The sequence below is a fragment of the Pseudomonas atagonensis genome (assembly GCF_011369485.1).
Taxonomy (GTDB): domain Bacteria; phylum Pseudomonadota; class Gammaproteobacteria; order Pseudomonadales; family Pseudomonadaceae; genus Aquipseudomonas; species Aquipseudomonas atagonensis.
In genome coordinates, this window is record NZ_VXCA01000023.1 from 1 (window position 1) to 13,202 (window position 13,202).

Below are 13,202 nucleotides of genomic sequence, written 5' to 3' on the forward strand. Positions count from 1 at the left end.
GTTTTGCCCGCAGGAAAGTTTTACTCACCTCAGCGAACAAATTTGCACAGTTATTTTCGAATCAGAACACTAGAATACTCCCACCTTTTTCGGAGCCAGAGCCTTTATGTCAGAGTCGGTTGACGCCCCCGGGCTGTCAGATTTACCGCTGGAAGACTTGGTGGCCTGTCATGAGTGCGACCTGCTGATGCGCAAGCCGCAACTCGCGCATGGCGAGAAAGCCCTGTGCCCACGCTGCGGTTACGAGTTGTACGCCCACCGCCATAACGTGGTGCAGCGCAGCCTCGCCTTGGTTATCGCTGCCCTTTTGCTTTACATCCCCGCGAACTTTTTGCCCATCATGCAGCTCAATGTACTCGGGCAATCGTCGCAAGACACTGTCTGGACCGGCGTCGTCGGCCTATTCAATACCGACATGCGTGGCGTTTCCGTCGTCGTGTTCCTCTGCAGTATGGCGATACCGCTGCTCAAGCTGTTGTGTCAGTTGGTGGTTTTGCTGTCGATTCGATTCAATATCGGCCGCAGCTACGGTCTGCTGCTTTATCGCATTTACCACCACCTCAAAGACTGGGGAATGCTCGAGGTTTACCTGATGGGCGTATTGGTGGCGATCGTCAAGCTGGCAGATATGGCAGCCATCACCGTCGGCCTGGGCTTGGCGTGTTTCATCGGTCTGTTGTTGGTTCAGGTCTGGCTGGAAGTGGTGATGTCACCACACCAGATCTGGCAGGCGTTATCGGGGGAAGATGTCCATGCGGGCGATTGATGCGGGCATTCTGATCTGTACCGAATGCCATGAACTGAACAGGCAGGAACCGGGCACCGACGAGCAAACCTGTACCCGTTGTGGTGCGCTGGTTCACCCACGCCGCCCGAACAGTCTGGCGCGAACCTGGGCTTTGCTGATCACCGCGGCAATCATCTACATTCCCGCCAACGTATTACCCATCATGACGGTTAGCTCTTTGGGACAGGGCGACCCCAGCACCATCATGTCAGGCGTGATTCAGTTGGTGCAGCACGGCATGATCCCGATTGCCGCCGTGGTGTTCATCGCCAGTATTCTGGTGCCGACCTTCAAACTTGTTGGCATCGCGTTGCTGTTGTTTTCGGTGCAACGACGCCAGCCGTTGTCTGCGCGTCAGCGCATCTGGATGTACCGCTTTATCGAGTTCATTGGCCGCTGGTCGATGCTCGACATCTTTGTGATCGCCATTCTGGTGGCGGTCGTCAACTTCGGCCGGCTCGCCAGCGTCGAAGCCAATCTTGGCGCCATCGCCTTCGCCAGTGTGGTGATTCTGACGATGCTCGCCGCAGTAACTTTCGATCCCCGACTGATTTGGGATAACACGGAGTCGGACGACGACCATGACTGATTTGCCTGTAGCGAAAACCCGGCCAGCCTCGAACTGGTCCGCCATTTGGGTGTTGCCCCTGATCGCCCTGATCATTGGCGGCTGGCTCGGCTGGCGTGCGTATAACGAAACCGGCATCGAAATTCAGGTGCGCTTCGAAAGTGGCGAAGGCATTCAGGCCAACAAGACTGAAGTGGTCTACAAAGGCATGCCTGTCGGTAAGGTCAAAACACTCAAACTCGATGATGAAGGCAACTCCAAAGGCGTCATCGCCACGGTCGAGATGAACAAGGATGTCGAGCAGTATCTCAAGACCAGCACGCGCTTCTGGCTGGTCAAACCGAGTGTGACGCTGGCCGGTATTACCGGTCTGGAAACGCTTGTCTCCGGTAACTACGTGGCGATCAGCCCCGGCGAAGGCGAGCCGACCCGCAAGTTCAAGGCGTTGGCAGAAGAGCCGCCGTTGTCGGATTCCAAACCCGGTCTGCACCTGACCATCAAGGCCGATCGCCTTGGCTCACTGAACCGGGGCAGTCCGGTGTTCTACAAGCAGATCCAGGTCGGGCAGATCAAAAGCTACGTGCTGTCTGAAGACCAGAGCACCGTTGAGCTCAAAGTGTTTATCGAGCCGACCTACGCCAAACTGGTGCGCAAACACACGCGATTCTGGAATGCCAGTGGCATCAGCATCGATGCCAACCTGTCCGGGGTGAAAGTACGCAGCGAATCCCTGGCGAGTATCGTTGCCGGCGGCATCGCCTTCGCAACACCGGAGAACCGCAAGGACAGTCCGCCCACTGATCCGAGCCTGCCGTTCCGTCTCTACGAAGACTTCGACGCCGCCGCTGCCGGCATCCGCGTCAAGGTCAAGCTCAGTGACTTTGAAGGCCTGCAGGCCGGGCGCACGCCGGTGATGTACAAAGGCATTCAGGTCGGCAATCTGAAAGCACTGAAAATCGACCCGGATCTGAACAGTGCAACCGCCGAACTGACCCTCGATCCATTGGCTGAAGACTACCTGGTTGATGGCACCCAGTTCTGGGTAGTCAAACCGTCGATCTCTCTGGCCGGTATCACCGGACTCGAAGCGTTGGTGAAGGGCAACTACATCGCCGTGCGTCCGGGTGACAAAGGTTCGCCGCCGAAGCGCGAATTCGAAGCGCGCCCCAAAGCGCCGCCACTGGATCTGCGAGCGCCGGGCCTGCACTTGGTGTTGTTCACCGATAGTCTCGGTTCGATCGATGTCGGCAGTCCGATTCTCTACAAGCAGGTCAAGGTCGGTTCGGTTCAGAGCTATCAGTTTTCCAAGACCAAGAAGCAGTTGGTCATCGGCGTGCACATCGAGAAGGAATACGAAAATCTGGTCAACGCCTCGACCCGTTTCTGGAACGTCAGCGGCATTACGCTGACCGGTGGCCTGACAGGCGGAATTCAAGTGAAAAGTGAATCCCTGCAGACCTTGATGGCCGGCGGTATTGCATTCGAAACGCCGCAAGCCAAGGCTCCGTTGCAGAAACGTATCCCGCGCTTCCGTCTGTTCGCCAACCACGACGAGGCCAATCAAAAGGGCGCCGTGGTAACGATCAAGGTTGATCGCGCCGACGGTCTGCGCAGCGGCACGCCGATTCGTTTCAAAGGCCTGGATGTCGGCAAGATTGAAAGCGTCGATCTGACAGATGATCTGCAGTCGGTGATTCTCACCGCGCGTATCACCGAGGTGCCGGAAAAGATTGCCCGGGTGGGCAGCCAGTTCTGGGTCGTCAAACCGGAGCTGGGTCTGATCAAGACCTCGAATCTGGAAACACTGGTCACCGGTCAGTACGTTGAAGTGCAACCCGCGGCGAAAAACCTCGGCCCGCAGAAAAACTTCGTAGCGCTGGCCAGCCCGCCGGAAGTGACCAAGCAGGAAGCCGGTCTGAGTCTGGTCTTGAGTGCTGCCCGACGCGGTTCGCTGAAACCGGGTGTGCCAGTGACCTATCGCGAAATCACCGTGGGTAAAGTCACCGGTTATGAACTCGGCCAGACGGCGGATCGTGTCTTGGTGCACATCCTGATCGAACCGAAGTACGCACCCCTGGTGCGCAGTGGCAGCCGCTTCTGGAACACCAGCGGTGTCGGTTTCGATATCGGCTTGTTCAAAGGCGTGACGGTGCGCACGGAGTCTCTGGAGACTGCGATTCAGGGCGGCATCGCTTTCGCCACGCCGGACGGCGAACGCATGGGCAACCCGGCACGGGCCGAACAGACCTTCCCGCTGTTCGACAAGTTTGAAGATGAATGGCTGACCTGGGCGCCGAAAATCCCCCTCGGCAAATAATCCCGAGCCCATGAAAAAGGGCCGCGATCCAATGGATCGCGGCCCTTTTTTTGTATCCGTCAGTGACGCATCAAACCGCATCCATCTCCGGTTCATCCGCTTCGACATTGACCGTGGCCTTCACCGCATCGTGGCGGCGGATGTACTTCCAGTCCGCCTCGTCGATGTAGATGCCGGCCGGGCCGCTGCCGCCTTCCAGGTCGATGGCGACACTGGCGCAGACCTGCGGCTTCACACTCGCCAGGATCGGCACGAAGCCCAGTTGCAGGCTGGTTTCCAGCAGGGCGGCCTGGTTCTTCTCGTCGATGTCCGCCGCCTCGTCGAGGTAATACGGCAGACGCACACGCCCGGCCAGGTCGCGGTCCATCAAGTGCAGTAACAAGTACATGTTGGTCAGCGCCTTGATGGTCATCGTGGTGCCGTTGGACGCCGCGCCGTCGATGTCGGTGTGGATAACCGGCTGGCCGTTGACCTTGGTGATCTCGAACGCCAGTTCGAACAAGTCCTTGAGGCCGAGCTGGTTGTGGTTCGCCGCCACCAGCCGCGCCAGGTATTCCTTGGCTTCTTCGTTCTTGTTGTCTTGTTCGGCGCTTTGGCTCAGGTCGAACACCGACAGGGTTTCGCCTTCTTCGTACTGGCCGGCGCTGTGGATGATCTGGTCGATGTGCTTGAGCGCTTCCTTGTTTGGCGCCAGCACGATGCGGAAGCTCTGCAGGTTGGACACCTGACGCTTGTTGATCTCGCGGTTGAACAGTGCCAGTTGGTGCTCGAGGCTGTCGTAGTCGCTGCGGATGTTGCGCAGCGTCCGGGCGATATCGGTTACGGCTGCACGACGGGCCTTGCCCAGGGTCAGGGCTTCGTCGGTACGGTGCGCGTAAGCGTTGATCAGCAACGACAGGCGGCGCTCCATGTCGTCTTCACTGTCGAACTTGGCCACGCCTTTCAGGCGCACTTGTGCGTACAGCGCTTCGATCTGGCCATCGGCACGCAGCAAGCCTTGCCAGCTGTCCTGATAGTCGTTGAGCAGTGGCAGCAGGTTATCCATTGAATCGTCGACCGGGTCCATGAACGGAGTGCCGAACGGCAGATCCGCCGGCAGCAACTGACGGCGACGCAGGGCGTCGTCGAGGGTGCGTTGCTTGGCTTCCATGTCGGCGATCTGCCGGCCGACCAGTTGCAGCTTGGCGGACAGTTGCTGGACGCGTTCGGTAAAGGCATCGCTGGATCGCTTGAGCTCGTCCTGCGCGCCTTCCATCTGCGCCAGTTGCTCGAGCTTGTCGCCTTCTTCTGCGCTCAGGGTCTGGGTGCGACGGAAATCTTCCAGGGCTTTCTGCGCGTCCAGTACCTGCTGGTACAGCGCTTCGGTCTGGGTCTTGCTCGCAGCGCGGTCGGAGGCAACCGCTTGCTGGGTCTTGAGTTGTTTGAGCTCTTTTTCCAGGCGCTCTTTCTGGTCGCGCAACGCTGCACGGTCGGCCAGCGCTTGCAAAGCCGGCGGCTCGATGTGCGAGATGTCGATCGACAGGCCCGGCACTTCGAAACGCTCGCCCTTGAAGCCATCAAGGATCAGCTCAACCGATTTGACCCACTCGCCATCGTCGTCGAGGGTGATGCCGTGGTCGCCCAGCGGCAGGCTGAACAGCGCGCTGTTGAACAGACGCATCAGGCGTTCGACGTCCTGTTGCGAAAACTCTTCGCGCAGGCGGGCGTAGCTGTTGTTGTCGGCGTGATCGAGTTGCTGCTTCACCGACTTCAGGCGTTTTTCCAGATCGCGAAGACGTTCTTCGAGATCCTCGGCGCTGAACTGACGGGACTGAGCCAGCGCACCGGCCAGTTCGTCGTGAGCGTCCTTGGCCGCCAGCAGTTGCTGCTCCAGAACCTTGACGTCATCGACCAGCGCGAAGCGGTTCTTCAGCACCGACAACTCGCCGAGCCAGCGCTGGATGCCGGAGATTTCCCGCTCCAGACGCATCAGTTCCTGAGTGCCACCGCGCTGATCGTTTTGCAGATCGTCCTGCTCGCGACGGTAGTGCTCGGCCTGAATCGCCAGTTCTTCCTTGCGCGCACCGGCGTAATCCGACCAGGTGCCGAGCAACGAATCGAGTAGCGGCGACAGGCGATGCAGTTTGCCGCGCAGCACGTCGCGCTGTTTCACGCCGTTGGCCAAGGCTTCGACCAGCGGGCCGGCAGCGACCAGCGAGTTGTAGTCCTGTTCCATGCGACGCACGTCGCGGAAGGCTTCTTCGCACGCCGCGATGTAATCGACGCTGCCGGAACGCAGGCTGTGTTCGAAGGCATCGAGGAACAACTGCTTGAGCTTGGCCGCCGTGATTTCACGCATGTGCAGCAGGTTGATGAACAACGCACGGAAGGTCTTCAGGCTCTGCTCGCTGGTGGAGCGCAGCGGGATCAGGGTCAGATCCAGTGGGATCGACGTATGACCGCCGACCAGCAAACGACGCAGTTCATCCGGTTTGAGTTCGTAGGCTTTCAGGCCTTCTTTCTCAAGGTTGCTGAACAGCTCCTTCTGGCGCAGGCAGGTATCGTTTTTCTGGTAGTGAGCCAGATCAAGCTTGCCGGCATAGGCGAAGAACTGGTGACCGAAACCGCCACCCGGTCCGCGACCGACCACGCCGATCACGTGCGGGCCATGAGGCAGGTTCACTTCGACAAGGATGTAGCTAGTGTCGGACGCAAAGTAGAAACGCCGGGATTGTTCCAGGCTGTACTTGCCGAAACTCATGTCCGACATGCGCGCCAAAATCGGAAACTGCAAGGCGTTGATCGAGGCGGATTTACCGAGGTTGTTCGCGCCGTAGACCGACAGCGGTTCTTCCAGCGGGAACAGGCCGAGGCTGTAACCGGCGGTATTCAAAAGGGCAAAGCGGCGGATGCCGTAGCGTTCCTGGCTCATGCGTCGGACTCCTGTTCTTCGGCAATGGCGCGGGCCAGTGCGTCTTCTTCGCTTTCTTCTTCAAACTCTGAGAGATCGAGCGGGTCGTCGGTTTCCAGAAATTTGGCCTCGGCGGCTTCGTCGATCAGCACCGGTGCCGGCAGCGGCAGAACGCTGTGCACGCTGGCGGCCAGGTCGCGGTCTTGCTGAACCGACAGGCAGACATCGAGGAAACGGTGCATCGGCGGCAGGAAACGGTACACGCCGTTTTCTTCGCCGGCGAAACCGAGCTGGGTCATGCGGCGCATGATCTTTTCTTCCAGCTCTTCAACGGTCTGTACTTCGGCCTGAATGAACAGGTCGCGGTATTTTTCCAGCAGCGACGGCAGTTCTTCGCGGCCGAGGCTGCCGCCGTCGAGCACGGCGATCGGGTCGCGGCCCTGATCGGCCAGATGCTCGACGAGTATGAAGGTGAACAGCGCCAGACGCTGGGCAGTCTTGTTCACCGCCGCAGCGGCCATGTCCGGGACGAAGTAATAGAAACCACGGGTGTCGCAGACCAGTTCAAAGCCAAGCGCCTTGAACAGCGTGCGGTACTGATCCTGGAAGTTCGACAGTTGCGCGTACAGCTCCGGGTCGCGGCGGCTGACGTGGTAACCCTTGAACAGCTCGCGGAAGATCGGCGCGAGTTGCGACAGTTCGGAAAGATCAAGATGCATTGGGGATGCTCGCAGAATCCTCGGCGGCGGTGTCGCCGGTCGAGAGCAGGGCGAAGGAGCGCAGGCTGACCTGGTGCTCATGAGTGTGGTATTCACGGCGTTCCAGACGCTCGCGCTTGAAGCGTTTTTCCCGCGACAGGCGCGAGAACCAGTAAAGCAATTCGTCGGTCGCGCCGTCCGGTTCCTGCTCCAGCAGCCAGGTCATCAGATCCGGCATTGGCAGCGATTCTTCGCAACGGTCGACCATCTCGCGCACGGTGCGCGGTGCGCGCGGGGCATCGCCGGTCTTTTGCGACTTGTGCGCCTTGGGGAAGCGCGCCGGTTTCGGCTCGAAACGCGCCAAGGCGTAGACGTAGGCTTCGACCTGACTGGCGCTGCCGAGGAAGGTGCTTTGCGGCCGGGTAAACAACGGCATCGCGGCTTGCGGCACGGCGTCGATGCCTTTGCGGCGGATCGCGGCCAGCGCCAGTGCAGCACCACGAGTCACGGCGTTATGCCGGCGTGCTTCTTCACGCAGCGGCAGCAGCAGTTCACGGGCGTGACGCAGAGTCAGTTGGGCGCTGGTCTGCATTTCGAGGATGCGCGCGTGGGTGCGCAGCAGCATGTCGTCATCGACCAGATGGCCGAGACGCTGCTGTTCGCTGAGCATCTTCAGCAGCACGGTTTCGACCTTGCGCACGCCTTGTTCGAAGGCGCCGTCGGCGTTCACCAGATCGATCATCGGCTCGACGTATTCGTCCCAGGTCGCCAGCACTTCGGCGTAACGCTGACGCAGCGGAATCTGCCGGTCGCTGGTCTTGGCTCGTTCAGCCACGGCCACCAGCGCCTGTTCGTCGTTGTCGAGTTTCTTCAGAACGTCGCGCACGCGCATGTCGAGCAGACGCAGCTGACGCGCCAGATCATTGCCATCGCGGACATCGAACGCATCCTGGATGTAACCGGCCAGACGCTCGAGGTGGCGCAGATAAGCTTCGATCTCCAGGCACAGGCCCAGTCGGTGTTCTCGACGCAGGTAGGCGAGGAAGTCGTGAATCTGCGCGTTCAGCTCGAAACGGTTCGGGCTTTTCGCCACGGGCACCAGAATATCGAGGCGAATCCACACGTCGAGCAGACTGGTGATGTCCTGCGGCGTGCTGTCCAGTTGTTGGGCGGCCAGTTGCGTGCGCAGTTCGTTGAGGCTCAGTGTGCCTTGGTCGAAGTGCTCGCACAGTGGCTCCAGAAGTGCCCAGTGTTCAGCGAGGGCGCGCAAGACGCGCTTGGGTTCGATCATCGGAATGGCCGGCTGGTTGGCGATTAAAAGCCGCGATTGTACTGCATCGCGGGCGATGCGATTCACTCTCGGGACGGGCTGTCGCATTCTGGCGATAAAGCGCCCGGGTAAAGTCTATCGATCAACCGCAAGCGATCTTGAGCGAAGGGCGGTAGAATCAGCCCACTTCAGTTATCCACAAGTGGCCGACCCTTGCTAATCGAGTCCCGCCGCCGCGCCTATTTGAACGCCATGCAGGTGGTCAACTGGCTGCCGCGCACCGAATTGCCTTTCGCCGCGCCGTCGCGGCCCGAGCTGCTGGACATGCCCGAGCCCGAGGTCGTGGCGCAGGTTGTGCCGATGCCGCAGGTCGAAACGCCCGTGCAGCCTGCTGCGCGACCGTCTGAACGGCCGAAGATCGAAGTGCCGCGCCCGTCGCTGGCGAGCACCCGAACCGGTGCCAAACCGGTGGCGGAAGTCGACGACACGCCAGTGGTCGTCAAACCGGCCCCCGTGCCGCCACCGCGATTCGCCCTGCAATTGTTGCGCGCCGGACGTTGCCTGTTGCTGGTCGAGTTACCCACAGGTGAACCGTTCCAGAGCCGCGATCCGGCCTATCTGCTGCTCAAGGACATGCTGCGCGCCGCAGGTCTGCCAGATGCGCCGCAAATTGTCGGCGAGCCGGTGCGCTGGCCGTGGCTCAATCGCGGCACCATGGATCAAGGCCCGGACGCGGCGCGCGACTTCGTTCAGGGCTTCCTGTCGGTACAAATGGAAGCGGCGCCGTGTGCGTGCCTGTGGCTGATTGGCCTGCCGGCCGTGCGGTTTGCAGGTGAGGCGGACGCCGAAGCGTTCAATCGTGAATTGCAGATCGAAGGTCTGGGCTCGGCCTGGGCCATCCCGGGTCTGGAATTGTTAATGGAAGAGCCACAGCGCAAAGCCGCTGTGTGGCAAGCCATGCGTCGGCTGATGACGCGCTGGAAAGAATCGAATGAGTGAAGCTGTATCGTTCCGCCCGATGACCGAGGCGGATCTGGACGTTGTATTGAAGATCGAATACGCGGCGTACAGCCATCCCTGGACTCGCGGGATTTTTCTCGACGGGCTGGGCAAATACCAGATCTGGCTGATGTTCGAAGGCCAGCAGCAAGTCGGTCACGGCGTGGTGCAGATCATTCTCGATGAGGCGCATCTGCTCAACATCACGGTCAAACCGGAAAATCAGGGGCGCGGGCTGGGGCTGACGTTGCTGGAGCATCTGATGTCGCGCGCTTATGCGGCCGAGGCGCGGGAGTGCTTTCTTGAGGTGCGTGACAGCAATACCGCGGCGTTCAAGCTGTATGAACGTTATGGTTTCAACGAGATTGGCCGGCGTCGGGATTACTACCCGGCGGTGGGCGGGCGTGAAGATGCCGTGGTCATGGCCTGCACCTTGGTTGACTAGAGCTAAAAGCATCGCGAGCAGGCACACTCCTACAAATTGAAATGCATTCCCCTTTAGGAGTGAGCCTGCCCGCGATAGCTATTTAACCAGCGCCACAGGTCAGCGCTTGCCATCCATCGGATCACGTCGCGCCAGCTCCGCTTCATCCAGACCGTTGCCACCGCCAATTTCATCCTCATCGACAATACTCAAATCCCAATCGGCCTGATTGCCTTCGCCGGCCTCTTCGGCATCCCGCGCGCCGTCTTCATGAATCAGCGTTTCCGGGCTCAGGTCATCGTCAGTCGGCTCATGATCGCTGACGGAAGCCCCGGTCATCCCGGCCTCACGCACACGCTCATTGGGCATCAGTTGCTCACGTTCACGCTCCGGGATTTCATCGCCGATTTTCGCGCTGGGCTCTTCGTCGTCGAAATCCAGCTCATGCACCGAGCCCATGCGGTCTTCGTTATCATCGATGGGTTCCGGTTGCACCGCATCGTACGGACGTCGTGAATCAGTCATGGCAATTCCTCATACTGTGGGCCTTACTGAGTGGACTCACCGGGCACACGAGAATTCCAAAGAAAAACACCTGCGGTTCTTGCGTGACCCCGACGTGCGGTCGTCTGTCATACCAGCGCATCTTTCTTGAGGCCTTACACATGCACGACTTACAAGATCTGATTGATAACAACGAGCGTTGGGCTGACGCGATCACCAAGGAAGACCCGGACTTCTTCGCCAAACTGGCGCGCCAGCAGACACCTGAATACCTGTGGATCGGCTGTTCCGACGCGCGGGTGCCGGCGAACGAAATCGTTGGCATGCTCCCGGGCGATCTGTTTGTTCACCGTAACGTCGCCAACGTGGTGCTGCACACCGACCTCAATTGCCTGTCGGTGATCCAGTACGCGGTGGACGTGCTCAAGGTCAAACACATTCTGGTCACCGGCCACTACGGTTGTGGCGGTGTCCGCGCGTCGATGCAGGATCGCCAGTTCGGCCTGATCGATGGTTGGCTGCGTTCGATCCGTGACCTGTACTACGAAAAACGCGAAGAGCTGGCCAAACTGCCGACCGAAGAAGAACAGGTCGATCGGATGTGCGAACTTAACGTTATCCAGCAAGTGGCCAACGTCGCCCACACCAGCATCATCCAGAACGCTTGGCATCGTGGGCAGAGTTTGTCGATTCACGGCTGTATCTACGGCATCAAGGACGGTCGCTGGAAAAGCCTGAACACCACCATCAGCGGTTTCGAGCAGTTGCCGCCGCAATACCGTTTGCGTCCGGTCGGCGCGTTGTAATCCGGTTCAGCATCAGTTGTGATGTCGCCAGCGTTGTAAAAAGGCGTAGCCCTCAATGTTCGGCGACTCGTTGTAACCGGTGATCCAGCCTCGGCAATGGGGCGAGCCGCACCCGCAGGCAAACTGATGCAGCAGTTTGTCTTCGGTGGCGGCGTAATCCATGGTCAGTCGGTCACCCGGCTGAATGTCCTTGAGTGCCCACAGCCACATCTCACTCCAATCGAGAAACACGTTGGGATCGCAGGCGTGTTCCAGCAATCCGCAAAAGCGCGGGTCGTAAATGTGGATGCCCGGTTGCAGTTGCCGGGTCTGTCGGCAGCGATAGGGCAGCAGTTGTCCGGAAACGCGGCACATCCGGCTGATGCGCAGAAAATCCCGGCGTGCCGACACGGCCGTGGCATTGCCCCGGCTGTCGCGGATGATTTCAAAATCGCTGCGAGACGGAAACCCGAGCCGTACGGGCAGCCCGGCGAAGGGATAAATACCTTTGTCATGGCGGTTACCCAGATCTGCAAGTGCACGATTGTTCATAACGATCCTTGTTTCTCGGGTGTTGCGACTTCCGTAGGCTGACGTCCTGTCAGTCCTGCAACACGCTGTGGATCCAATCCTGTTCCATGTCATCCTGCCGGTCTACTGTCAGATCTGACAGGCGTGATAGCCGTATTCCTGCGTCAGCCATGGCTGACACAGGAATGACTTGATCCACTTAAAGGTGTGGCACCGGCACGGCGGTGGCGGGGAGTGCGCCCTTGAGTTGCTGTAATTGCGTTTTGATCGGCGCAGTGGCGCATTTGGCAGCCGCCTGGTCGGCAGGCAGATGGCGGATCGAGGTGTAGAACAGCTCGCAGGTTTTGACTGCCTGCGTGACTTGCCAGCTCTGGGTGCAACGGTTGAGCTGCGCTTTCGCGTCGCTCTTCGGCTGGCTGCCCATCCCGGCCTGCCAGCAGGCGGCGCTCAAGTCCTGCCCCATGACTTTTAGACCAGCCGCGTCGGCTTTGGCCTGGGCATCATCGCCGGTGTAGTTCGCAGGATCTGCCGCGTACCAGATGTAACTGGGGTGGTTCGATCCCAGTACCGGCACATTTACCCCGGGACTCGGGCTGATGCTGGCCAGGCCCAGCACATTCACACTCGCCCCGTATTGCTGCTTGAGCCAGTTGCGCACCGGCGCACCGAACGCGACCATCGGCAGGGCATTACCGTTGGCGTTCTGGCTGACTTGTTTGACCATGCTGGTCTGGTAGTCGGTGAAGTAGGCGTAGATCCCTTCCAGATCCTTGCCGGCAGTGGCGGGCGCGGCAATCGGGGCAATGTCGACGATGGTTTGATAAGCCGGCGTCCGGGTCGCGGCGATGCCGTTTTCAGTCAGCAGCGCGGCCCAGCGGTCAGTGGTGTTCGAGCGCAGATAATCCTGCGCCTGGGTCAGTGAATAATCCGGCGGAAAGTGCAGCAATTCGACGCTTTTGCGGTTTTCCACAGCCATGCCCAGCGGCAGAAACAAATACCAGTTGTAAGCCCACTTGCCATCAGCGTTGAGCTTGCTGGCGCCGGCATACGCCAGATCACCGGCGTCGAGCAACGCCGCCAAGGGTTTTTCGTAACCTTCGGGCACGCCGCTGATTTTGGCGTAGAGCTGATCGTTTTCAGTCTTCACCAGCACTTTGGCATCGGTGTAGCCGTCGCGTTGCACGCTTTGGCTCAGGTAGTGCGCGGCAGTCTGCTCCAGCGTCCAGTTGCGAAAGCAGATCACGCTGCAGTTGTTCGGATAAGCGAAAAGCCGCGTGACGCGTTCGGTGCTGCCCAGTTTCAGTGCGACATCGGCGTGGGCGGCAGCACTCAAGGTGAGCGCGGCGAGGGCCAGTGCTGCGGGGGCCAGCGTTGTGGGTATAAGTCCTGCGAGTTTGAACATGCTCAGATCCTTTTCAGCGTGATTCCC

The 13,202-nt window shown here is 59.8% G+C and carries 12 protein-coding genes; 6 read left to right on the forward strand and 6 right to left on the reverse strand.

All coding sequences use genetic code 11. The features are described from left to right. The first annotated feature begins 106 nt into the window (after positions 1-106). Genes F2P67_RS14405 through F2P67_RS14415 form a run of 3 tightly spaced genes read left to right on the forward strand, consistent with a single transcriptional unit; the run spans position 107 to position 3,672 of the window. Positions 107-766: a paraquat-inducible protein A gene (locus F2P67_RS14405; RefSeq protein WP_166221105.1), complete on the forward strand. Its 660-nt coding sequence runs from the start codon at positions 107-109 to the stop codon at positions 764-766. After that, positions 753-1,376 (forward strand): paraquat-inducible protein A, encoded by a 624-nt coding sequence (locus F2P67_RS14410; RefSeq protein ID WP_166221106.1) that lies wholly within the window; start codon positions 753-755, stop codon positions 1,374-1,376. The genes F2P67_RS14405 and F2P67_RS14410 overlap by 14 nt, the downstream gene beginning before the upstream one ends. Then, a complete protein-coding gene (locus tag F2P67_RS14415) occupies positions 1,369-3,672 on the forward strand; it encodes a PqiB family protein (RefSeq protein WP_166221107.1) in 2,304 nt (767 codons plus the stop codon). The genes F2P67_RS14410 and F2P67_RS14415 overlap by 8 nt, the downstream gene beginning before the upstream one ends. A gap of 70 nt (positions 3,673-3,742) precedes the next feature. Here the strand turns inward: F2P67_RS14415 and mksF are convergent, their stop codons facing one another. Genes mksF through mksB form a run of 3 tightly spaced genes read right to left on the reverse strand, consistent with a single transcriptional unit; the run spans position 3,743 to position 8,551 of the window. After that, a complete protein-coding gene (mksF, locus tag F2P67_RS14420; protein ID WP_166221108.1) occupies positions 3,743-6,583 on the reverse strand; it encodes an Mks condensin complex protein MksF in 2,841 nt (946 codons plus the stop codon). Continuing rightward, positions 6,580-7,281, reverse strand: a complete 702-nt coding sequence (gene mksE, locus F2P67_RS14425; RefSeq protein WP_166221109.1) for an Mks condensin complex protein MksE — start codon at positions 7,279-7,281, stop codon at positions 6,580-6,582. Before mksE ends, mksF begins: the two co-directional genes overlap by 4 nt. Further along, positions 7,271-8,551: an Mks condensin complex protein MksB gene (gene mksB, locus F2P67_RS14430; protein WP_166221110.1), complete on the reverse strand. Its 1,281-nt coding sequence runs from the start codon at positions 8,549-8,551 to the stop codon at positions 7,271-7,273. The genes mksE and mksB overlap by 11 nt, the downstream gene beginning before the upstream one ends. A 231-nt stretch (positions 8,552-8,782) precedes the next feature. On the opposite strand from mksB, the gene F2P67_RS14435 reads away from it, so the two are divergent. Further along, positions 8,783-9,529 carry an energy transducer TonB gene (locus tag F2P67_RS14435; RefSeq protein WP_166221303.1) on the forward strand — a complete coding sequence of 249 codons (747 nt, stop codon included), beginning with the start codon at positions 8,783-8,785 and terminating at the stop codon, positions 9,527-9,529. Then, the gene (rimI, locus tag F2P67_RS14440) at positions 9,522-9,974 is read left to right on the forward strand and encodes a ribosomal protein S18-alanine N-acetyltransferase (RefSeq protein WP_166221111.1); all 453 of its coding nucleotides are present in this window, start codon (positions 9,522-9,524) and stop codon (positions 9,972-9,974) included. Before F2P67_RS14435 ends, rimI begins: the two co-directional genes overlap by 8 nt. Positions 9,975-10,073: 99 nt before the next feature. On the opposite strand, the gene F2P67_RS14445 is transcribed toward rimI, so the two are convergent. Continuing rightward, positions 10,074-10,478 (reverse strand): serine kinase/phosphatase, encoded by a 405-nt coding sequence (locus F2P67_RS14445; RefSeq protein WP_166221112.1) that lies wholly within the window; start codon positions 10,476-10,478, stop codon positions 10,074-10,076. 140 nt (positions 10,479-10,618) lie between these two features. Here F2P67_RS14445 and can point away from each other — a divergent pair, with 140 nt between their 5' ends. Next, positions 10,619-11,263, forward strand: coding sequence for a carbonate dehydratase (gene can / locus F2P67_RS14450; protein WP_007912954.1), 645 nt, complete (start codon positions 10,619-10,621; stop codon positions 11,261-11,263). A gap of 12 nt (positions 11,264-11,275) precedes the next feature. Here can and F2P67_RS14455 read toward each other — a convergent pair whose 3' ends face one another. Both F2P67_RS14455 and F2P67_RS14460 read right to left on the reverse strand, forming a co-directional pair. Then, on the reverse strand, positions 11,276-11,794 hold the full coding sequence (locus F2P67_RS14455; protein WP_246226505.1) for an SET domain-containing protein-lysine N-methyltransferase: 519 nt from the start codon (positions 11,792-11,794) through the stop codon (positions 11,276-11,278). 178 nt (positions 11,795-11,972) lie between these two features. Then, positions 11,973-13,175, reverse strand: coding sequence for a hypothetical protein (locus F2P67_RS14460; protein ID WP_166221114.1), 1,203 nt, complete (start codon positions 13,173-13,175; stop codon positions 11,973-11,975). Positions 13,176-13,202 lie beyond the last annotated feature (27 nt).

Bases quoted from the DNA above. Each gene is read 5' to 3' on its own strand.
- mksF (WP_166221108.1), bottom strand. From the start codon at position 6,583: ATGAGCCAGGAACGCTACGGCATCCGCCGCTTTGCCCTTTTGAATACC.
- F2P67_RS14405 (WP_166221105.1), top strand. From the start codon at position 107: ATGTCAGAGTCGGTTGACGCCCCCGGGCTGTCAGATTTACCGCTGGAA.
- F2P67_RS14415 (WP_166221107.1), top strand. From the start codon at position 1,369: ATGACTGATTTGCCTGTAGCGAAAACCCGGCCAGCCTCGAACTGGTCC.
- F2P67_RS14410 (WP_166221106.1), top strand. From the start codon at position 753: ATGCGGGCGATTGATGCGGGCATTCTGATCTGTACCGAATGCCATGAA.
- mksB (WP_166221110.1), bottom strand. From the start codon at position 8,551: ATGATCGAACCCAAGCGCGTCTTGCGCGCCCTCGCTGAACACTGGGCA.
- F2P67_RS14460 (WP_166221114.1), bottom strand. From the start codon at position 13,175: ATGTTCAAACTCGCAGGACTTATACCCACAACGCTGGCCCCCGCAGCA.
- rimI (WP_166221111.1), top strand. From the start codon at position 9,522: ATGAGTGAAGCTGTATCGTTCCGCCCGATGACCGAGGCGGATCTGGAC.
- mksE (WP_166221109.1), bottom strand. From the start codon at position 7,281: ATGCATCTTGATCTTTCCGAACTGTCGCAACTCGCGCCGATCTTCCGC.
- can (WP_007912954.1), top strand. From the start codon at position 10,619: ATGCACGACTTACAAGATCTGATTGATAACAACGAGCGTTGGGCTGAC.
- F2P67_RS14435 (WP_166221303.1), top strand. From the start codon at position 8,783: ATGCAGGTGGTCAACTGGCTGCCGCGCACCGAATTGCCTTTCGCCGCG.
- F2P67_RS14455 (WP_246226505.1), bottom strand. From the start codon at position 11,794: ATGAACAATCGTGCACTTGCAGATCTGGGTAACCGCCATGACAAAGGT.
- F2P67_RS14445 (WP_166221112.1), bottom strand. From the start codon at position 10,478: ATGACTGATTCACGACGTCCGTACGATGCGGTGCAACCGGAACCCATC.